Origin of the sequence: Halorientalis salina, from assembly GCF_005049285.1 — an archaeon.
In the GTDB taxonomy this organism is placed as follows: Archaea; Halobacteriota; Halobacteria; order Halobacteriales; family Haloarculaceae; genus Halorientalis; species Halorientalis salina.
On sequence record NZ_SOSC01000001.1, the window covers coordinates 330630 to 348781 of the forward strand.

24 protein-coding genes are annotated in these 18152 nt (G+C 63.5%); 16 read left to right on the top strand and 8 right to left on the bottom strand.

The genetic code is table 11. The features are described from left to right. Window positions 1-290: 290 nt before the first annotated feature. The gene (locus tag E2481_RS01785; RefSeq protein WP_136715408.1) at window positions 291-533 is read left to right on the top strand and encodes a hypothetical protein; all 243 of its coding nucleotides are present in this window, start codon (window positions 291-293) and stop codon (window positions 531-533) included. Window positions 534-589: 56 nt separating this feature from the next. Here the strand turns inward: E2481_RS01785 and E2481_RS01790 are convergent, their stop codons facing one another. The 3 genes from E2481_RS01790 to E2481_RS01800 all read right to left on the bottom strand — a co-directional run bounded on the left by E2481_RS01790 (window position 590) and on the right by E2481_RS01800 (window position 4479). Beyond that, on the bottom strand, window positions 590-2494 hold the full coding sequence (locus E2481_RS01790; protein ID WP_136715409.1) for a DEAD/DEAH box helicase: 1905 nt from the start codon (window positions 2492-2494) through the stop codon (window positions 590-592). Window positions 2495-2587: 93 nt separating this feature from the next. Then, on the bottom strand, window positions 2588-3187 hold the full coding sequence (locus E2481_RS01795) for a DUF5789 family protein (RefSeq protein ID WP_136715410.1): 600 nt from the start codon (window positions 3185-3187) through the stop codon (window positions 2588-2590). Between the two features lie 134 nt (window positions 3188-3321). Next, window positions 3322-4479: a matrixin family metalloprotease gene (locus tag E2481_RS01800; protein ID WP_136715411.1), complete on the bottom strand. Its 1158-nt coding sequence runs from the start codon at window positions 4477-4479 to the stop codon at window positions 3322-3324. Between the two features lie 92 nt (window positions 4480-4571). On the opposite strand from E2481_RS01800, the gene E2481_RS01805 reads away from it, so the two are divergent. From E2481_RS01805 to E2481_RS01815, 3 genes are all read left to right on the top strand, one after another. After that, window positions 4572-4988: a DUF302 domain-containing protein gene (locus tag E2481_RS01805; RefSeq protein ID WP_136715412.1), complete on the top strand. Its 417-nt coding sequence runs from the start codon at window positions 4572-4574 to the stop codon at window positions 4986-4988. 6 nt (window positions 4989-4994) lie between these two features. Further along, on the top strand, window positions 4995-5348 hold the full coding sequence (locus tag E2481_RS01810; protein WP_136715413.1) for an SHOCT domain-containing protein: 354 nt from the start codon (window positions 4995-4997) through the stop codon (window positions 5346-5348). Between the two features lie 263 nt (window positions 5349-5611). Then, window positions 5612-6334 carry a plastocyanin/azurin family copper-binding protein gene (locus E2481_RS01815; RefSeq protein ID WP_256867878.1) on the top strand — a complete coding sequence of 241 codons (723 nt, stop codon included), beginning with the start codon at window positions 5612-5614 and terminating at the stop codon, window positions 6332-6334. Between the two features lie 266 nt (window positions 6335-6600). On the opposite strand, the gene E2481_RS01820 is transcribed toward E2481_RS01815, so the two are convergent. Beyond that, entirely contained in the window at window positions 6601-7269 is a 669-nt protein-coding gene (locus E2481_RS01820) for a plastocyanin/azurin family copper-binding protein (protein WP_136715414.1), read from the bottom strand. Window positions 7270-7398: 129 nt separating this feature from the next. Here E2481_RS01820 and E2481_RS01825 point away from each other — a divergent pair, with 129 nt between their 5' ends. From E2481_RS01825 to E2481_RS01855, 7 genes are all read left to right on the top strand, one after another. Further along, on the top strand, window positions 7399-7749 hold the full coding sequence (locus E2481_RS01825; protein ID WP_136715415.1) for a helix-turn-helix domain-containing protein: 351 nt from the start codon (window positions 7399-7401) through the stop codon (window positions 7747-7749). Window positions 7750-7751: 2 nt separating this feature from the next. Beyond that, window positions 7752-8051, top strand: a complete 300-nt coding sequence (locus E2481_RS01830) for a DUF7521 family protein (RefSeq protein ID WP_136715416.1) — start codon at window positions 7752-7754, stop codon at window positions 8049-8051. Beyond that, on the top strand, window positions 8048-8323 hold the full coding sequence (locus E2481_RS19285; protein WP_136715417.1) for a DUF7521 family protein: 276 nt from the start codon (window positions 8048-8050) through the stop codon (window positions 8321-8323). Before E2481_RS01830 ends, E2481_RS19285 begins: the two co-directional genes overlap by 4 nt. Window positions 8324-8609: 286 nt before the next feature. Beyond that, window positions 8610-9509 carry a hypothetical protein gene (locus E2481_RS01840; RefSeq protein ID WP_136715418.1) on the top strand — a complete coding sequence of 300 codons (900 nt, stop codon included), beginning with the start codon at window positions 8610-8612 and terminating at the stop codon, window positions 9507-9509. Between the two features lie 73 nt (window positions 9510-9582). Continuing rightward, the gene (locus E2481_RS01845; protein ID WP_136715419.1) at window positions 9583-10125 is read left to right on the top strand and encodes a hypothetical protein; all 543 of its coding nucleotides are present in this window, start codon (window positions 9583-9585) and stop codon (window positions 10123-10125) included. 69 nt (window positions 10126-10194) lie between these two features. Next, window positions 10195-10617, top strand: coding sequence for a nuclear transport factor 2 family protein (locus tag E2481_RS01850; RefSeq protein WP_136715420.1), 423 nt, complete (start codon window positions 10195-10197; stop codon window positions 10615-10617). Then, window positions 10617-10850 (top strand): hypothetical protein, encoded by a 234-nt coding sequence (locus E2481_RS01855; protein ID WP_136715421.1) that lies wholly within the window; start codon window positions 10617-10619, stop codon window positions 10848-10850. Before E2481_RS01850 ends, E2481_RS01855 begins: the two co-directional genes overlap by 1 nt. 12 nt (window positions 10851-10862) lie before the next feature. Here the strand turns inward: E2481_RS01855 and E2481_RS01860 are convergent, their stop codons facing one another. Together E2481_RS01860 and E2481_RS01865 are read right to left on the bottom strand one after the other, a co-directional pair. Then, a complete protein-coding gene (locus E2481_RS01860) occupies window positions 10863-11810 on the bottom strand; it encodes a zinc-dependent metalloprotease (RefSeq protein ID WP_136715422.1) in 948 nt (315 codons plus the stop codon). Window positions 11811-11856: 46 nt separating this feature from the next. Then, window positions 11857-12120 (bottom strand): hypothetical protein, encoded by a 264-nt coding sequence (locus E2481_RS01865; RefSeq protein WP_136715423.1) that lies wholly within the window; start codon window positions 12118-12120, stop codon window positions 11857-11859. 107 nt (window positions 12121-12227) lie between these two features. On the opposite strand from E2481_RS01865, the gene E2481_RS01870 reads away from it, so the two are divergent. The 4 genes from E2481_RS01870 (at window position 12228) to purF (ending at window position 15214) form a co-directional block, all read left to right on the top strand. Further along, the gene (locus E2481_RS01870; RefSeq protein WP_136715424.1) at window positions 12228-13292 is read left to right on the top strand and encodes a M20/M25/M40 family metallo-hydrolase; all 1065 of its coding nucleotides are present in this window, start codon (window positions 12228-12230) and stop codon (window positions 13290-13292) included. Window positions 13293-13412: 120 nt separating this feature from the next. Next, window positions 13413-13598, top strand: coding sequence for an LSM domain-containing protein (locus E2481_RS01875; protein ID WP_136715425.1), 186 nt, complete (start codon window positions 13413-13415; stop codon window positions 13596-13598). After that, a complete protein-coding gene (locus tag E2481_RS01880; RefSeq protein WP_136715426.1) occupies window positions 13595-13768 on the top strand; it encodes a 50S ribosomal protein L37e in 174 nt (57 codons plus the stop codon). The genes E2481_RS01875 and E2481_RS01880 overlap by 4 nt, the downstream gene beginning before the upstream one ends. Then, window positions 13769-15214 carry an amidophosphoribosyltransferase gene (gene purF / locus E2481_RS01885; protein ID WP_136715427.1) on the top strand — a complete coding sequence of 482 codons (1446 nt, stop codon included), beginning with the start codon at window positions 13769-13771 and terminating at the stop codon, window positions 15212-15214. A gap of 47 nt (window positions 15215-15261) precedes the next feature. Here the strand turns inward: purF and E2481_RS01890 are convergent, their stop codons facing one another. After that, window positions 15262-15822, bottom strand: coding sequence for a DUF420 domain-containing protein (locus tag E2481_RS01890; RefSeq protein WP_136715428.1), 561 nt, complete (start codon window positions 15820-15822; stop codon window positions 15262-15264). Window positions 15823-15873: 51 nt separating this feature from the next. Next, window positions 15874-16968 carry a S1C family serine protease gene (locus E2481_RS01895; protein ID WP_136715429.1) on the bottom strand — a complete coding sequence of 365 codons (1095 nt, stop codon included), beginning with the start codon at window positions 16966-16968 and terminating at the stop codon, window positions 15874-15876. 421 nt (window positions 16969-17389) lie between these two features. On the opposite strand from E2481_RS01895, the gene E2481_RS01900 reads away from it, so the two are divergent. Continuing rightward, entirely contained in the window at window positions 17390-18028 is a 639-nt protein-coding gene (locus E2481_RS01900; protein WP_136715430.1) for a response regulator, read from the top strand. Window positions 18029-18152: the final 124 nt, after the last annotated feature.

Consider the following 18152-nt stretch of genomic DNA (forward strand, 5'->3'; position numbering starts at 1 on the left):
ATCAATGGGCTACGGTCGAACCCCGATTTTTCGCGTGGAAACCTCCGCCGTGCAGGGCGACCAGATCGGAACACGATCTGAACAGAACCGCTCTGGGGGTTCTGACCGTCCCCTCGGTCTGCGCTACTCGCGGAGGATTTCGTCCGTGTGGAGTCGGGATTATCTGCATAAGTTATGGCGATTTCAAACAGTGGTTCAATCATCATTTCAAATGCCTTCATGGGAAGGAATCGGGGAAACGTTTTTGTAGAATCGTTCTGAATCTCTATACGTGGAGGTGAATGCCAGATATGACACGCAGTGATGACTCTATCACTCGACGGCAGGAGAACAGACCCGGATTGACTCGGTCCTTGTCACGATACGACCTCCTGCTAGCGTTCATGCCGACGGTTTTCCTCGTGAGTATCGTCGTGGGGAACCTGCTATCAATCGGTGTTCAAACGGCATTCACCGGGGCATCGCTCGTCGGCGTGATCGCACTGGTCGATGCGCTGTTCCTGCACCCGCCGGAGGGTGCGGGACGCGCCTGACGGCTTCGTTTTCCGTCCGACGTGACCGCACCAGGTGACAACCAGCCAGCAGTTGCTCAGTCCTCGGGTTCGACAGCCTCTGCTTCGCCTTCCGTCACGCGGACGCCCTTCGAGGAGAGGTGACGCATCCGTCGCTGGGCGAAGTCCTCCTCGTTGCTTCCCCGCGTCGCGAGGACGTACACCAGCGATCGGCCCTCGGGCCGCATCGTTCGCCCGGCCCGTTGAGCGCCCTGCCGTCGCGACCCGCCGAGCCCCGAGGCGACGATCGCCAGTTCGGCGTCCGGGAGGTCGATCCCCTCGTCACCGACGCGGGAGACGATGAGCGTGTCCCGGGTCCCCTGCCGGAACTCCGAGAGCAATCGCTCCCGTTTGCTGTGTGGCATCTCGCCGTTGACGAACGGAACGTCCAGCGCCGCCGAGAACGCTCGGCCCTGGTCCAGGTAGTCGGCGAACACGAGCGCCTTCTTGTCGACGTGTCGGGAGAGGAGATGCCGCGTCTCCTCGATCTTGGCCGGGTTGGTCGCAGCGAGTTGCCGGCGTTCGTGGCCGTCGCTGCTGACGTACTCGTTGCGCGCGTCGTCGTTCGCCCACGGGACGTATCTGATCTCGACTTCCGGCTCGGCGACGAAGCCGGCGTCGAACAGCGAGTCCCAGTCGGTCCCGATGGGCGGTCCGATGAGGGTGTAGATGTCCTCTTCCTTGTCGTCTTCCCGCACTGGCGTCGACGAGAGTCCGAGTCTGTGTTTGGTCTGTAAGTTCGCGCTCCGCCGGTAGATCGATGCGGGAACGTGATGGACCTCGTCGTAGACGACGAGCCCCCACTCGCGGCTGTCGAACAGCTGGCGGTGACGGTCCATCCCGGCGGTCTGGTAGGTGGCGATGGTGACCGGCCGCACGTCCTTTGTCCCGCCGTGGTACTCGCCGACCTGGTCGGGGGAAAGCGTCGTGCGCGCGAGGATCTCGTCACGCCACTGGCCGGCGAGTTCGCGACTGGGAACGAGGATCAACGTCTCCCCGCCGACCCTGGCGAGAATGCCCAGCGCGGCGACCGTCTTCCCCGCTCCCGGCGGCCCGACCAGCACACCGGATTTCGTCTCCATGAACCGGCTCACCCACGCGTGCTGGTAGTCCCTGAGGTCGAGGTTCAGTTCGAGCGCCAGGTCCTCACCGGTGTCGAGGTCGCGCTCGTCCTGGACGGGATAGCCCGCCTCGTAGAGGATGCGCTTGACTTCGGCGACGGACTCCTCGGCCACCCAGCTCTCGGTGTCGGAGATCGGGGCGCGCAACTGGCCGTCGTCGAGTTTCTCACGCCCCACGTTGCCCATCAGGTTCTCCGTGGCGGCTTCGAGGACGACGTATCCGTCCTCGTGTGATTTCAGCGTGAACTGGTGGGCGCGTTTCCACTGATCCTCGATCCACTCCTCGAAGGCCGGCGAGCGCTCGGGCAGCACGTCCCGAACGGTGCCGAGCAGTCCCTCGAAGTCCTCGTAGGGCGCGCCCCAGATGTCCTCGCGGCGCACGTCGTAGAGGTAGCCGCCGCGATGGGTGGTGTCGACGAGGTGCGCGAACTGTGAGAGTTGCGCCCGCGTGAACTGCGTCGGGTGGTCGACGACGATCTGGCGGCGGTCGGGGAAGAGAATGACGCGTTCTCGGTCGGTCAGCCGCGACCAGTCGGTCGGGTACCAGACCACCGGGTCGGCGGACACGTCGAGTTTCTGAATCAGGTCCTCCGCCGCCAGTGCGTCCAGTGCCTCGCTGGCCGCTTCCTGGGAACACTCCAGTGTCTGTGCGACCCGGGTCGCCGTGACGACCGGTCGGCCGATGTCCTGAATGACGTCGGTGAAGCCGTCGCCGTCGAGCACGGGCGACGCGTCGGCGTCCGGGGATGGGGTGTCAACGTCCGCGGAAGCCGATTCCTCGCCGTCGGGAGCCGTTTCGGCGGAGTCCTCGTTGTCGGTCACTGCGCGTGGGTAGGCCGCCGAGCGTCAAACGGTTTGCGTCACGAGATGGATTCCCCCACCCCTCATCGCTGGGTATGGCCCGCGAACGCCGGCCTACACGCCCAGCCACTCGTCGTTGCGGACCTCGTAGCCGTTCGACCGACAGAACTTCGCCGCCTGCCGTCGAACCGCTCTGGAGCCCGGGATTTTTCCCTCGTCGTGAATCCGCTCGACGATCCAGTCGCTGATCGCCGCGACTCCCTCGTCGTCGTCATCGGCGTCGATCGCCTTGAGTTCTCGAAGCGTCTTCTCGTAGGCCTCGCGCTGTGACTTGCCGAGGTCCGTGTTCGGAACCGTCTCGACCGCCTCCACGACCCGCTTCATGGCCGCGGCGATCGTCGGCCGCTGGACCCGCATTCGAACGGTGTCGGGGGCGTCGAACGTCTCCTGGTCCGTCTCAGCCACGAGTTCCGAGACGGTGTACGTCCCCTCGACCGACTCGACCGTTTGATCGCCGACCGCATCGACGACCTCGGCACCCGTCACCGGGAACGCCAGGGTGTCGAGTTCCGACTCGAACTCCCCGAGGTCCCGCTCGTCGACCGGGGGCTCGGTTTCGTCCGCTCGTTCGAGTGCCGCGAGGACCTCCCGCTCCCGTTGACGACGATCTTCGTCCCGCGCTTGCTCCTCTCGCCCTCGTTTGTCGTCTGCCATCCGAGATAGTAGGCCGGCGAGTCGGATAACCTTGTGGTGATCTCAATTACACTAGAGGAATCGGGTTCACGATCGGGGAGCCCAGACGGTTTCGATACACCACAGCCGGTCAGGAGACCGACCGGTAGTCCCAGTCACGGCGATTCGGTCCACCACTCGTCGCGTCTGTCGCTCGCGTCGGCGTTTCGGAACGGGGCTGGGAGGTCACGCTCGGCGAGGCCGAGCGCCTGACCGAACCAGTACCCGGTGTGCCAACCGACGGCCTCCGTGTCGATGTCAGCCAGCGCAATGGTGGCGTTCGTGTAGTACTCGATGGCTCCGTCGCCGTCGGTATCCGATCCGAACCGAGCCAGCGAACTCCGTTCGGTTTCGCCGTGCCGTAACCGGTCGGGGAACTCGACGACGACGTTGGCGTCGCTTCGGTTGTCGACCCGCACGATCGTGACGTTCTCGGGCACGTCGTCGTCCTCGTCTTTGATCCGTTCGTAGTAGTCGATGACGTGCCCGACCTGCTCGCGGGCGTCGGCGCGGTCGCTCGCTCGGAGGTCCTCGGTCGCGGCGAAGACGCGGAAGTCGGTCGTCTCCCAGGGATAGCCGCGCTCGCTGGCGTTGGGTCGGGCCGTTCGATTCACCGTCTCGGTCGGCTGCATGTACTGCTCGGGGTCCTCACCGTGCCGAATCCCGAGGACGTGACCGAACTCGTGGATCATGATCTCCTCGGTACTCGCCGTGTCGTACCCCGATTCGATCAGTACCTCCGCCGGCGGGTCCGCAGTAGTGTCCTCCGTGAGCAGCGGCGCACACCCTAGCACGCGCTCGCCCTGTTCGATCCCGCAGCTATCGACCGAATCTCTGATCTCGACGTGTACGTCGGCGTCGTCAGCGTCGTCGACGGTGACGAACTCCACCGTGTAATCCCCGTACTGGGCGTTCGTGTTCCAGTAGTCGAGGGCGTCCGAGAGCGGGGTTCGGTAGTCGATTTCGCCGTCGCCTTCCGAAACGAGCGCGACGGTTACCGTGTCCACTCCCCAGGGGGTATCAGCGGGGTCGATGTCCGGCGTCGGCGTTGTCTCCGGACTGTTCCGGGTCATCGACGTGGTTTCAGCGGTCGCTGTTGCTCCCGCCGTCGTCGGTCTCGACGCGGTTTCGGTGGCTTGCGGACCCGGTGTCGAGTCGGTTCCGCCGCCGTCACCGTCCGTGACACGAGGAGTCTCGGCTGTCCCGGTCGCCCCCGGGAGCGCCGAACAACCGGCCAACACCACCAACAGGGTAACGAGAAACACCCGTTTCATTCGCCTCGCCGGTTCCACGGCCGCACGCAAAAGCGTTCGTCCGACCTCGGATGGACCCAACCGTTAACCCCATGGACGGTCTATGATATTTCATGAAATACACAATACAGGCTGCAGTCACTGGGGAATTCGACGAGGTCGTCGACGCGACGAACGCTGCACTCGAAAGCGAGGGATTCGGCGTCCTCTGTGACATCGACATCCAGGCGACACTCGAAGAGAAACTCGGTGAGGCGTTCCGTCAGTATCGGATCCTCGGTGCGTGTAATCCCTCGCTTGCATCTAGCGGATTGGCCGAGGAAATCGAACTTGGTGCCCTTTTACCCTGTAACGTCATCGTCTACGAGAGTGATGATGGTGACGTCGTGGTGAGTGCGGTCGACCCGGGACAGTTGGTCGGCATCGCGGACAACGATGCGCTCGATTCAATCGCGACAGAGGTCACCGAGCGATTCGACCGCGTACTGACCGCTGTGACAGATGAGTTCGAACCCGCACCGGAGGCCTGATTTGGGATGTCAGCATCCGACCAACTGGATCCGACGACGATACTACTCCTGGTCCTCGGCGCGGTCATCCTCCTACCCATGCTGATGATGGGGCTGGGTTTCGGCGGGATGATGGGATACGGCGGGATGATGGGCCAGTATAGCGGTACAGGTGGCTGGTGGCCCTTCGTCGGGATGCTCATGCCACTCGCCTTCCTGCTCGTGCTCATCGGCGGTGGCTACCTCGTCTTTCGGCGCACGAGCGGGACGCAGTCGCCTCACAACTCCGCGATGGAGGAGCTCCGAATGGCGTACGCTCGTGGCGATCTCACCGACGAAGAATTCGAAGCCCGCCGCGAGAAACTCGAACGATCAGAGTGACCGCTGCCGAACCAACATAGAACCCGTTCGAGCGGGCTCTCATCGAACAAGGAGTATCGAAACGACACGTCTGGGCGGGAGCGAGCTTCGAATCGAAGAAACGAGCCCGTTTCAGCTTGTGATCGCGAGTAGTAATGGGAATAAACCACAATCACGTATCCTTCAGTACGGTGGATGCCACCCACTTCGCACGGATGTCGCTTGTCGCTAACCACGGATCAAACGGCCCAGTAATCATGACACATCACACTCGACGTCGATTCTTGGGGCTCGTCGGTGCCGGCGCAGTCGCTAGCACGAGCTTCGTTCAGTCAGCGCACGCACAGCAGACACCCGTCGTGGAGATGGGGAACAATTACTTCGACCCGATCGGTCTCCGAGTCGATCCCGGGACAACCGTTCGATTTGAACTCGCAGAAGGGGCACATTCCGCCACGGCCTACTCGGATCGCATTCCGGACGGTGCTTCTGCCTTCGATAGCGGCACGATTTCACAGGGACGCTTCGAACACACGTTCGAAACTCCGGGGACGGTTGATTACTACTGCATCCCGCACGAGTCGACTGGGATGGTCGGACGGATCGTCGTGGGTAGCCCTGGAGGGCCGGCGGAGGAGGGCTCGATCCCGTATGGAGAGGTCCCGTCGAGTGAGGCCATCGTCGAGCAGGGAGCAGTAGCCTACGGCTCGACCAGTGACGGGAGCAGAGATGGGGGCGATGGAATGATGGGACCCAGCGGCCACGGAATGATGAATGACCGCAATGGGGGAGGAGTGGGGGTTCCCGTTGTCGGCGGGGGGCTCGGAATGCTGGGGATTCTCGGTGGTGCACTCTACTGGCTTCGAGGTCGAAGCACCCCATCGGAGAATCATAGCTCGCCGAGAGAGGTCCTCGAGACCCGCTATGCGAGCGGGGAAATCGATGAGGAAGAGTATCGACGTCGCCGCAAGCGCCTGGATGGTACTGGTGAGGACTCCTCTGAATGATATCTGTTTGAAATCGATGATTCAGTCGATGCCCAGTGCTTCGAGAACCCCGGGTTCGGGTCATCACGAAGCCCCTTCTGTTTCCGAATCATCTCGGGACACTGGGCCTGTACTGATCGGGGAAGCTGAAACTCCGGTCCGCAACCGAACGCTAAAAGTCACGCACTCGCCAGATTTCCTCACCCGCCGAAAGGCAGGTGTATTCACTTTGCTGTCTCTATACCGGTCGGGAGCGTCAAGAGACGGGAAACTGGGTCGTTACCGAGTTAGTGAGTATGGCCCAGTGCTTCGTTGCACATATCGTTGAGCTCCGATATCTTCTCGCGGACCCGCTCCGGCTTGTCTTCTGGGGAGTCTTCGAGCGCCGGTTGATCGTGTGCGTCGGGTTCGCCGACGATGACACTACCGATCATGCCAGTAGTCTCGTGGGGCGTGCAGTAGTAGTGGTAGACACCCTCGGTTTCGAATGTGTGTTCGAAAGTCGCTCCATCCTCCGAAAGGAGGCCACTATCCCAGGCAGCGGCACCGTCGGGGACGAGTTGTGGCTGGTCGTTATCGGGGTGGTACGCCGTCGTGGAGTGGTTGCCGCTCTCGTTGACGAACGTTACCGTCCCACCGACGTTGACTCGGGCGACGTGGGCCTCGAAGTGCTCCCCATCGTCCGCTGTTATCATCGCTACGCTGGCGGAGTCGGTCGGGTCACCAACCGCTTCGTCGTGTCCGTGTCCGTCATCCTCGTGGCCACTTCCCCCGTCATCGTGTCCGGACCCCTCGGTTTCTTCATCGTGTTGGTCTTCCGTGTGGGTGGACGTCGAGTCCGAGTCCGCCGGGCTGCTGTTGTTCTGTGTCCCCGTACATCCTGCAAGCCCGACGACCGCCGCACTACCGGTCACTCCGAGCACCCGTCGGCGCGTATACTGTAAATCAGTTGGCATCGTCGGTCACCTTACATATGTGACTACGAGAGGGCTACAAAAAGACGAGAACCCTGTTTTGCACGCGACGCAAAACGGTCCGTTACTTAAGTATAGTTGATCGAGTAGCTAGCATCGCGAGGAACAGCTGTGTCCAAAGACGATCGTGCTGAGGAGCTTCTGGAACTTCTGGGTGAGGAGCGCGTCCGCCAGATTCTGGCAGCCACGAGCCGTGAGCCACTTTCAGCGAAAGAACTGAGTGAGGAATGTGACGTTGCGCCCTCGACGATTTATCGCCGTGTAGAGGACATGGTTGCCACCGATTTGCTCGTCGAACAGACACATATCGAAGCCGATGGGAGCCACCACAGCGTCTACGAGGCGAACGTCGATCACCTCGACATCGATATCGAGGACGGAACGATCGAGATTCGGAAACACGTTCGCGAGGATGCATCTCAGCGGTTCTCGCGCATCTGGAACGACATCCGGGACACCTAACCATGCACATCGAACTCGTCATCGCGAAACTCATCACAGTCGGACTGGGACTGTTGATAACGTATCAGGCATACCGTGGGTACAGAGTCCACGGTAGCGAACCGATGATTTACGTGGCTATCGGATTCCTCTTCATCAGTGTCGGGTCCGTAATCGAAGGTGTTCTCTTCGACGTACTCGGGCTGTCCATCTTCGTGGCAGGGACTATCCAGACGTCTATTGTCGCGGTGGGCATGCTCATCGTTCTCTACTCGCTATACGGACGAATGTCCCAACCAGCAGATGGAGGAGATTACTCGTGACCAACGGGTGGGAATTCACGCTGACTGGAATCCGTGTCCTGCTACTTTTATTGGGTATTGCCACGACAGTGATCAGTTTTCGCGCGTATCGTCGGGAACGGACTCGATACTTGCGTGATGCCACGATCGGCTTCGGGTTCATTACGCTCGGCGTCCTCATAGAGGGGTTTCTCTACCAATTCACAGCGTTACCGCTCACGCAGGTTCATATCGCTGAATCCGTCGCGTTGGCGTGTGGATTCGCTGTCCTCCTCTGGTCCTTTCTTCGGTAAGTTTCGGAACCCCTCGCAGAAGACTCGATCTTTATTCTCATCGAATCTGGGTTGGGGGGAGAGATCGTTGTGGCTCCCTCTCACATGCGAAGATGCTGTGACCGACACAGTACCAATCGATGCCGTCCAAACTCGACGAGCACGGAACTACATACGGGAGGGCTGATCTTCGAGCGATCGAAAAAGCGGACAGTCGAACACGGTTCTACCGAGCGACACCCTTCCAGCTCTGTGTCCTCTCGCTCAGGGGCAACACCTTTTACCGGGTAGGTGACAACCACCTGGCATGCAATGGGGTACTTCGACGCTGGCGGTCTGTGGGGTTGCAGTCCTGTGTGTCCTGGCGGGGTGTAGCGGGAACGGGAGTCCGCCACCGGTCGAGACACCGACAGTCGACGAGAACGGAACGGCGACCACGCCGTTCGAGAGCGGGACGGCGACCCCGTTCGAACCGGGGGTCGCCGACACCGAACGCGGGCGAGCGATCCTCGACGTGATCCGCGGGCGAGACCTCCCGGTGCAATCCGTCGAAACCCGGAATCGAACCGTCCACCTGACCTACGAGGCGACGAACGGGTCACGGGACGAGACCGTCTTCTTCCTCGCGCTGGCCTACGGTGAGGCCGTCGACGATACGTGGTCGAGCGGACTGACGTGGAACGCGAGCCGGATGGACGCCGTCGCGCTGGACGGCGACGGCACGCCGGTCGCCCGGTTCCGAATGCCGGCGTACTGGGCCCGACAGACGGCCGAGAGACAACTCAACGCGACCGAACTCGCGGCCAGACTCCGAAACGCGACGGAGACCGTCCGCGCTGACACGCCCGACCGGGACGAACGAACGGGGTCGTTCCGTTCGGCCGTGACGGCGGACGCCGATGGAACAGTGACCGAAGTCGACCGACGCGGTCGAACGGTGTTCCTCACGATCGAAACCGACACCGACGACGAGACGCTGGAGAGAACGCTTGGCAACCTCACGGCGACCTACGGCACACACGTCGACCGAGGCTGGAACACGACCGCGATGGAAGTGACGATCCGGGGCCCCGACGGTGATCTGTACGGCTGGTACCGCGCCGACGCCGACCTCGCAGTCGACGCCGCGAGTGGAAACGAGAGCGTCACGGCCGACCTGCTGGACGCGATCTATCCGGAGGACGACGCCCTCGAATCGAGTCCGTGAGCGCGACTGGCGGACGGAGAGAACGGCGTCTTCCGACACGTTCTTCGGTCACTGTGTCCAAGACGTGAACAGCATGCGCGTCAGAGACTGGCAGGACATCTTAGAGGAGGTGGTCGAGAGCAACGCCGAACCCGACGGGTGGCGAGCCGTCGGCGGCGACCGCGCCAACGGTATCGGCGAGGACCTCTACGTCGGCCATCCCAGCGCCGGCGTCTTCCATCTCAAGACCTACGCGAAAAACCCCTTCCAGGTCGAGGGCGTCGGTGCGCAGGTCGCCCGTCGGATCGACGACGACCTGGACCCGCTGTTCCCCGCCGACGACGCCGGTCGGTTCGGCGTGCAACAACCCATCGAGGCGGACGACGCCGAGGACAAAGCGAACGAGCTCTCGGAAGTGCTACAGGCCCACGCCGACGCGCCGACGACGCCGGACGACCTCTTCGACGACGTGATGGAGACGCTGGAGAGCCCAGCGTTCGGTCCCGCCGAGATCGACACCTACGACCGGCCCGATTCGGTCGACGACCTCTCGACGACGTTCGAGGAAGCCGAAGAACTCCTGGACGCCGAACTCGACGAGATCGTCGACGAGTCCGTCGACCGCGGGTTCCAGTGACGGTGTGTGTTTTTGACACGGGCGTCGAGAACCCACAGCCGTAAGTCCCACCGGTGGGTTCCTCCCGACATGGACGCCGCGGCAACCATCCGCGAGTACTACGACGCCCTCCGAGCCGGTGAGCCCCTCGGCGAGTTCTTCGGGGACGAGACCTCCGACGGGGACCAGCCAGTCAAGTTCGGCATCTCCGAGCGACTGGTCGGGGCGGACGAGATCCGATCCGGCCTCGGAGAGCAAACCGAGACGACGACGGGCTGGACCGTCGAGAGCCGCGCCCTCCGGGTCACCGAACGGCCCCGTCACGCCTGGTTCAGCGACGACGTGTTCATGGCCTGGACCGACACCGAGCGGGGCATCCGCTACGAGTTCGAGACGCGCTGGAGCGGGACGCTCGAACGCCGAACGGACGATGGATCGCCGGTCGAAGACCGGAACGACGACGCCGACTGGCAGTTCGTCGGGATGCACGTCAGCACAGCGGGGTCGCTCTGATGGTCGGACCGGTGTCCGACGAGGAACGCGAGTCCGCGACCACGAAGGTCAAACTCGCCTTCACGGCGCTCATCGGTTTCTCGGCGGCGCTCGTCACGCTGCAGGTAGACCCGTCGCCGCTGGTGTTCGCCAGTGCGCTGGCCGGCGGACTGGTCGTCGGGTGGCTGCTCGTCTGGTACGTGTTCCCGGATACGAGCGGCCTCACCCAGCGGGAGAGTCGACGACGGCGATAGAACGAAGCGGCGTTACTGGACGCGGCGGAGCCAGGCCGCGGGGTCGTCGATCTCCGCGTCGGTGGGCAGGTTCTCCTCGCGCGCCCAGACCTCGCTGGCGCCCTCGATCCCGCGCTCGTCGGCGACGGACTCGAAGAAGTGTTTCCCGCGCTCGTACTGGCGGCGTTTCATTCCGAGGCCGAGCAGGCGACGGACCAGACGAGCGATGGGGCCGCGACCGCTCCGGCGCTCGTCGAGTTTGCGTCGGAGGTCGGCGTATTCGTCGTCGAACGCCCGGTCCATGATGAGTTCGGCGTACCCCTCGACGGCGGTCATGGTCGTATCGAGCGCCGTCAGGGCGTCGCGGTCGATGTGGCCCTCGCCCAGCGCGTCGATGGCGGTCTGGAGGTCAGATTCGAGTTTCTCCGAGAGCCACGGAGCCGCGCCGAACTCTGCGGCGTGGGCGACCTCGTGGAACGCGATCCACCGGCGGAATCGGGGTTCGGAGACGTCGAGCATCGACGCGACCCGGCCGATGTTGGGGTGGACGAAATAGAGCGCGTGGTCCGAGCCGTCGGCGAGCAAGAGCGGGTCGTACTGGCCGAGGACGTTGTCGCCGAGAAAGGAGAGCGCGACGGACATCGAGGCCGTGTTGGCGACCCTGGCGAACCCCGGGAGCATCCCGACCTGTTCGCCGAGGGGATCCATCACCCGACGGAAGGTGCCGATGTTGGCGTCGATCCAGTGGTGACGGTTCTGTATCTCGATGGTCTCGGGGACGTCGAAGTCGACGGCGGCCACATCGCGGACCCGCGTCCGGGCATCACGGACGTCCGCCGCGTACGCCTCGCGGACGTCGGCCGGGAGGTCGAGCGAGCCTGGATCGGTCGACGCCTTGGACGCTTCGGCGACGGCGTCCCAGTCGACCGGCCCGTCGCCCGAGGCTCCCGTTACCGCCTGCACACTGCGAAATAATCCCATGGTTGGCGGTGGGTCGCGTCGGTGAAATGTCTTCCCCCTGCCGTAGTCAGGGGGTTACTTCGAGTTCCTCGTCGATGTCCGGCATCCGGCCGCGCTTGAGCCACCAGCCCACGCCACCGAGGAGTCCGAGTCCGATCACTGCAAGCAGGAGTTTGCTCGGTCCATCGCCGGTCGACTCCTCCTCACCGATCGACACCTCGGTGGCCCCACCGCCCGATTCGCTGGACTCGCCGCCCTCGCCACTGAAGGGTGCCTTGGCACTGAACGATGCGTCTTCCAGGTGGAGTTCGACCAGGGTCACGTCGACCATAGCGATACATCCACGGCACCGCTCTTATCGTTTGGGCGCATCGGCGGTCTGTCAGTCTCGCCGACCGCAGGCGTCGGCTTGATAGTGATCCCCACGTCATGGCCGGTATGGACGAGAGACAGCGCGAGTTCCTCTTCGAGTTGATCGAAACGCCCTCGCCGACCGGGTTCGAGGCTGCCGGACAGCGCGTCTGGATCGACTACGTCGAGTCGTTCGCCGACGAGGTCCGGACCGACGCGTACGGCAACGCCATCGCGGTCCACGAGGGGAGCGGCGGCCCCGAAATCGCCGTGACCGGCCATGCAGACGAGATCGGGTTCGTCGTCCGCCGCATCGACGACGACGGCTTTCTGCATCTCTCACGGGTCGGCGGGACCGACAAGACCGTCTCCCGCGGGCAACACGTGACGGTCCACGCGAGCGACGAGTCCGTGGACGGGGTCGTCGGCCAGACCGCCATCCACCTGCGCGACCGGGACGAGGACAGCGAGGTCGCGGACATCACCGAACAGTACGTCGACATCGGGGCGGCCGACCGCGAGGAAGCGACGGAGTTGGTCGACGTGGGCGACCCCCTGACCGTCTCGTCGACGGTCGAGGACCTCCAGGGCTCGCGGCTCACCGGCCGAGCGATGGACAACCGGGTCGGCGTCTGGGCCGCCGCGGAGACGCTCAGGCAGGCCCACGAGGCCGACACCGAGGCGACGGTGTACGCGGTCAGTACCGTCCAGGAGGAGGTCGGCGGGAACGGCGCGCAGATGGTCGGCTTCGACCTGGAACCGGACGCCGCCGTCGTGGTCGACGTGACACACGCGACGGACACGCCGGGGCTCCCCGGGAAGAAACAGATCGACGTCGAACTGGGTGGCGGCCCGTCTGTCAGACGCGGTCAGCCCGATCACCCAGTCCTCGTCGACGCCCTGCGGACCGTCGCCAGCGACCAGGAAACCGAGATACAGATCGAGGCCGGCAGCAACACCACCCTGACCGACGCGAACTCGCTGTTCGTCCAGCGCGGCGGCATCCCCTCGGTGAACGTCGGGATTCCGACCCGGTACATGCACACCCCGGTCGAAGTCGTCGATTCGGAGGACCTGACGGCGACGGTCGAATTAGCCGGCGGGTTCGTCGAGCGGGCAGCGGACTTTACTCCGTACCGGACGCGTATTTGAATGCAGGCCGTGAAGCGCCGAAATCGAGGGGTATAACAGACCAAAAGCCGTGTTCGTCGGCCCTGCAGGGATTCGCAGTGGAGCGGTACGTTTATGGGTTCGTCGACACCCCGTTGGCGTATGAGTGGACGACCACTGGACATCCTGGAGGACTCCCTCGGGGAGACAGTGACAGTGCAACTGAAAGGCGGCGAGAGCTTCGAGGGGGAACTGACCGGGTACGACCAGCACATGAACCTGGTCATCGAAGCGGACGAAGACACAACGATTATACGCGGCGATAACGTGGTGTCTATCAACCCATGACTGGCGCAGGAACCCCGAGCCAGGGCAAAAAGAACAAAACGACACACGTGAAGTGCCGCCGCTGTGGCGAAAAATCATACCACAAGCAAAAGAAGGTCTGTTCCTCCTGTGGCTTCGGCAAATCGGCGAAGCGCCGAGACTACGCCTGGCAGGAGAAGGCCGGCGAATAAATGCACGAGAAGTGCGGCGTTGTGGGAATCTCTCTGGAGGACCGGAGCGCCGCCCGACCGCTGTACTACTCTCTTTACGCCCTCCAGCACCGCGGTCAGGAGTCGGCAGGCATCGTCACACACGACGGGTTCCAGCAACACTCCCACGTGGAGATGGGGCTCGTCGGCGACGCCTTCGACCAGACCGACCTAGAACAGCTGAACGGCCCGCAGGGCATCGGCCACGTCCGCTATCCCACTTCGGGAAGCGTCGACAACAGCTGTGCCCAGCCGTTTTCGGTCTCGTTCAAGAGCGGGTCGCTCGGACTGTCCCACAACGGAAATCTCGTCAACACCGAGGAGTTGCGCGACCAACTGGCCGAGCAGGGCCACGCCTTCACCTCGGACGGTGACACCGAAGTCATCGCCCACGACCTGGCGCGCAACCTCCTGGAGGAGGACCTGATCCGAGCGGTCAAACACACGATGGCGCGCATCCACGGGTCGTACGCGCTGACCATCATGCACGACGACACGGTGATGGGCGTGCGCGACCCGCAGGGCAACCGACCGCTCTGTATCGGCGAACTCGACGACGGGTACGTGCTCGCCTCCGAGAGCGCCGCGATCGACACGCTCGACGGGGAACTCGTCCGTGACGTAAAACCCGGCGAGCTCGTCGTCCTCCACGACGACGGGAGCGGCTACGACACGTATCAACTCGTCAAGACGGAGAACACCGCCCACTGTTTCTTCGAGCACGTCTACTTCGCGCGGCCGGATTCGGTCATCGACGAGGAACTCGTCTACGAGGTGCGACGCGAACTCGGCCGCAAACTGTGGGACGAAAACGGCATCGACTCCGACGTGGTGATGCCCGTCCCGGACTCGGGTCGGTCGTTCGCGTCCGGCTACGCCGAAGCCGCCAACGAGGACCCCAACGCCGAGGGCGTCGAGTTCGCTGAGGGACTGATGAAAAACCGATACGTCGGTCGGACGTTCATCATGCCCACCCAGAGCGAGCGCGAACGGGCCGTCCGGATGAAGCTCAACCCGATCAAGTCCACGGTCGAGGGGAAGACGGTGACGCTCATCGACGACTCCATCGTCCGCGGGACGACCTCGACGCAACTGGTCGAGTTGATGCGCGACGCCGGTGCCGAGGAGGTCCACGTCCGCATCGGCGCACCGCCGATCATCGCTCCCTGCTACATGGGGATCGACATGGCCTCGCGCGAGGAACTGATCGCGGCCGATCAGTCCATCGAGGAGATCTGCGAGGAGATCCAGGCCGACTCCCTGTCGTATCTCTCCATCGACTCGGTGGCCGAGGCGCTGTCGGAATCGCGAACGGACCTCTGTCTCGGCTGTGTCACCGGGGAGTACCCCTACGACATCGACGGCGAGGCGACCGACAGGGACGTCGACCGCCCCGGGATCGACACCGCGACACCGGCCGACGACTGACGACGGGCCGTTTTTCGAGCGTCGGTGGTCGATTCCCGCGGCATCGATCAGAACAGAACGTACAGCAGCAGGTAGACGACCGTCCCGAGGGAAAACGAGATCAGCCACAGCGACGCGGCGACGCGACCGATTTTCGGATGGAGCGTCTCGCCGAGTTCGCTCGCCGGGCGCGTCACGGCGAGCAGGAACACGTAGTACAGCAGCGGGATACAGACGATGGCGAGCAGGATGTGAACGGCAAGGATCGGGACGTAGAGGTACTGTTCGAGCACCGCAGGACCCGCGAACTGCGCCGGTCCTTCGAGGGTCACTCGGTAGAGATAGAGGACGAGGAACACGGCGAACAGGACGAGCGAGGCGACCATCGCCTTGCGGTGACGGTCGACGTTCCCGGCGCGGACGTTGCGCCACCCCGAGACGATGGTCACGATGGCCGCGAGACTGACGACGGCGTTGACGTGGGGAATGGCCGTGAGCACCCACTCGGGTGCGTGTGGTATCAGTCCGGTCGGGATCGCGCCGAGAACTGCCCCGAACACGAGCGCGAGCGACACGGCGGTCAACAGCCCGGTGAGTTCCGGAACGCGGTCCCGCGCCTGGAGTTGCATAGCTGAACCTGAGAACTCGACGGGCAAGGACCTTACTTTTCGGCCGGGCCGTCAGGGTTCGGGCCGACTGCCCAGCGTGAGTTCGACGGTCGTCTCGCCGCCGTCGCGGACGACGCCGACCGGAATGGTGTCGCCGGGGCTGGTTGCGAGGGCGAGATACGTCGACAGCGCCTGTTGGGTCAGAATCGGGTTCCCGCCCATGCTGACGACGACGTCGCCGCCGACCGGCACGCGGACGCCGTCGACCGCTCGTTCGTCGGTCGAGCCCTGGAGGACGCCGTCCGAGGGGCCGTCGTCGACGATTTCGCTGATGTACACGCCCTGGGCGTCGTCGAGGTCGTTCGCATCGGCGATCAGCGGCGTGACGTTCGAGAGCTGGACGCCCATGTAGGAGTGCTCGTAGGCCCCCGAGTCGATCAGTGCTGGCACGACGCGTCGCATCAGCGCCGCCGAGATAGCGAAGCCGATGTTGTCGGCCCCGCCGGAGTTGATGACGCCCGCGACCTCACCGTTGAGGGTTACCAGCGGGCCGCCGCTGTTGCCGGGGTTGACGGCGGCGTCGGTCTGAATCGCGTCGGGAATCGTGAAGTCGTTGGCCGCCGGAAGCGTCCGGTCGACGCCGCTGACGATCCCCGACGAGACCGAACCCGAGAGCCCGAACGGGTTCCCGATGGCGACGACCTCCTGCCCGACGGCGACTTCGCCGTCGATGAGCGGCAGCGGTGTCGCGGCGTCGGGGATTCCGTCGACGGAGAGCACCGCCAGGTCGCTGTAGACGTCGGTCCCCCGCAGCGTCGCGTCCCGCCAGGTTCCGTCGGTGAATCGGATCTCGATCGAGGCGGCACCGTCGACGACGTGCTGGTTCGTTACGACGTGTCCGTCGTCGTAGACGAACCCGGAGCCCTGGCCGGTCCGTCCGGCGTCGGTGTACACCCTGATTCGAACCACCGAATCGATGGTCTGTCGGTACACGTCGGTGTAGACGGACTGGGACGTCGGCGTCGAGTTGATGAGGTCTGCTTGTTCGTTGGGACTGGCTCCTCGCCCTTTTGCCGAATCCGTGGTCGGTGCGTTACAGCCAGCGAGTCCAACCGTCACTCCCGCCACGGCGAGAAAACGACGCCGTGACAACCGCTGTTCGTCCATGCCGCCCGGTTAGGAGAGCGCCGAATAAAGTCCAGTGGTTCCAGGCGCTCACGAACGGAGTGGTTTACCGCCCAGTGACAGAAACGGTCGAAGGAAAGGGTGGGGAGAGCAGGGGTGGGTAAGGGGTGGGTGGGTGAACGTGGCACCGCTGTGCCAGCATACATCCGTTCCAGACGATTCGTAATAAAGATATCTCCGCAGTTTTCTGTTTTGAGAATAAGTCGGCGCGAGACAGACAGAAACGGATTTCTTTCCCTGTAGAAAGCCGCTACTCGGGCTTGCTGGTCTGGACGCCTGCTGGTATCGGAGATTGTAGTTGCCACAATCTATTTCTTGACTTACCGCCAAGGGTGGGTATAAGAATGGTGAGCGATACCGTCGTGTCGCTATCGGGTGACGAATTGTCCGGTGTGGGGGATCTATGAGCAGCGAATCGCCAGTCGTACTCGTCGTGGACGACAACAAGGCGATCGCGAACACGTATACGGCGTTTCTCTCGGACGAGTATTCGGTTCGAACTGCCTACAACGGGAAGGAGGCCCTAGAAGAGTTGGGGCCGGACGTCGACGTCGTGTTGCTCGACCGGCGGATGCCGGAGGTGTCAGGAGACGCCGTTCTCGAAGAGATCCAGTCGCGACAGCTGGACTGCCGAGTCGTCATGCTGACCGCCGTCGACCCCGACTTCGACATCATCGACATGGGGTTCGACGAGTACCTCGTCAAGCCCATCGAACGCGAGGAACTCAACGAAGTCGTCGAGGAGATGCTGGAACGCGCGACCTACGACGACGATTTCCGCCGGTTCCTGGCGCTCGTCTCGAAGAAAGCGACCCTCGAAGAGGAGAAATCAAGCGCCGAACTGGAAGCCAGCGACGAGTACGCCAAAATCGAGGACCGGCTCTCGGACCGCCGCCAGCAGGTGGGCGTCGACCTCTCGAATCTCGAACGGGACTTCACCGAAGTCTCGGGGCGCGTCAAAGTCGCCGAGGAGATCTCCGGCGGAAGCGACGACGCACCCGACATCCCGGGTATCGACGACGACTCCGAGGACGAGGACTGATCGCGGCGCGTTTCGTTTCTCTCATCGTAGCGAGCCAACAGCGACGGCGATGCCGACCGCTCACCGGCGGACCATTGAGAGAGCGCCGAAGCTGTGACTGTGTGAAGTTGCGTCGGAAGTAAGG

Excerpts from the sequence above, each read along its gene's own strand:
- E2481_RS01785 (WP_136715408.1), top strand. The coding sequence starts at position 291 with ATGACACGCAGTGATGACTCTATCACTCGACGGCAGGAGAACAGACCC.
- E2481_RS01795 (WP_136715410.1), bottom strand. The coding sequence starts at position 3,187 with ATGGCAGACGACAAACGAGGGCGAGAGGAGCAAGCGCGGGACGAAGAT.
- E2481_RS01800 (WP_136715411.1), bottom strand. The coding sequence starts at position 4,479 with ATGAAACGGGTGTTTCTCGTTACCCTGTTGGTGGTGTTGGCCGGTTGT.
- E2481_RS01805 (WP_136715412.1), top strand. The coding sequence starts at position 4,572 with ATGAAATACACAATACAGGCTGCAGTCACTGGGGAATTCGACGAGGTC.
- E2481_RS01810 (WP_136715413.1), top strand. The coding sequence starts at position 4,995 with ATGTCAGCATCCGACCAACTGGATCCGACGACGATACTACTCCTGGTC.
- E2481_RS01820 (WP_136715414.1), bottom strand. The coding sequence starts at position 7,269 with ATGCCAACTGATTTACAGTATACGCGCCGACGGGTGCTCGGAGTGACC.
- E2481_RS01830 (WP_136715416.1), top strand. The coding sequence starts at position 7,752 with ATGCACATCGAACTCGTCATCGCGAAACTCATCACAGTCGGACTGGGA.
- E2481_RS01840 (WP_136715418.1), top strand. The coding sequence starts at position 8,610 with ATGCAATGGGGTACTTCGACGCTGGCGGTCTGTGGGGTTGCAGTCCTG.
- E2481_RS01845 (WP_136715419.1), top strand. The coding sequence starts at position 9,583 with ATGCGCGTCAGAGACTGGCAGGACATCTTAGAGGAGGTGGTCGAGAGC.
- E2481_RS01850 (WP_136715420.1), top strand. The coding sequence starts at position 10,195 with ATGGACGCCGCGGCAACCATCCGCGAGTACTACGACGCCCTCCGAGCC.
- E2481_RS01855 (WP_136715421.1), top strand. The coding sequence starts at position 10,617 with ATGGTCGGACCGGTGTCCGACGAGGAACGCGAGTCCGCGACCACGAAG.
- E2481_RS01860 (WP_136715422.1), bottom strand. The coding sequence starts at position 11,810 with ATGGGATTATTTCGCAGTGTGCAGGCGGTAACGGGAGCCTCGGGCGAC.
- E2481_RS01865 (WP_136715423.1), bottom strand. The coding sequence starts at position 12,120 with ATGGTCGACGTGACCCTGGTCGAACTCCACCTGGAAGACGCATCGTTC.
- E2481_RS01870 (WP_136715424.1), top strand. The coding sequence starts at position 12,228 with ATGGACGAGAGACAGCGCGAGTTCCTCTTCGAGTTGATCGAAACGCCC.
- E2481_RS01875 (WP_136715425.1), top strand. The coding sequence starts at position 13,413 with ATGAGTGGACGACCACTGGACATCCTGGAGGACTCCCTCGGGGAGACA.
- E2481_RS01880 (WP_136715426.1), top strand. The coding sequence starts at position 13,595 with ATGACTGGCGCAGGAACCCCGAGCCAGGGCAAAAAGAACAAAACGACA.
- purF (WP_136715427.1), top strand. The coding sequence starts at position 13,769 with ATGCACGAGAAGTGCGGCGTTGTGGGAATCTCTCTGGAGGACCGGAGC.
- E2481_RS01890 (WP_136715428.1), bottom strand. The coding sequence starts at position 15,822 with ATGCAACTCCAGGCGCGGGACCGCGTTCCGGAACTCACCGGGCTGTTG.
- E2481_RS01895 (WP_136715429.1), bottom strand. The coding sequence starts at position 16,968 with ATGGACGAACAGCGGTTGTCACGGCGTCGTTTTCTCGCCGTGGCGGGA.
- E2481_RS01900 (WP_136715430.1), top strand. The coding sequence starts at position 17,390 with ATGAGCAGCGAATCGCCAGTCGTACTCGTCGTGGACGACAACAAGGCG.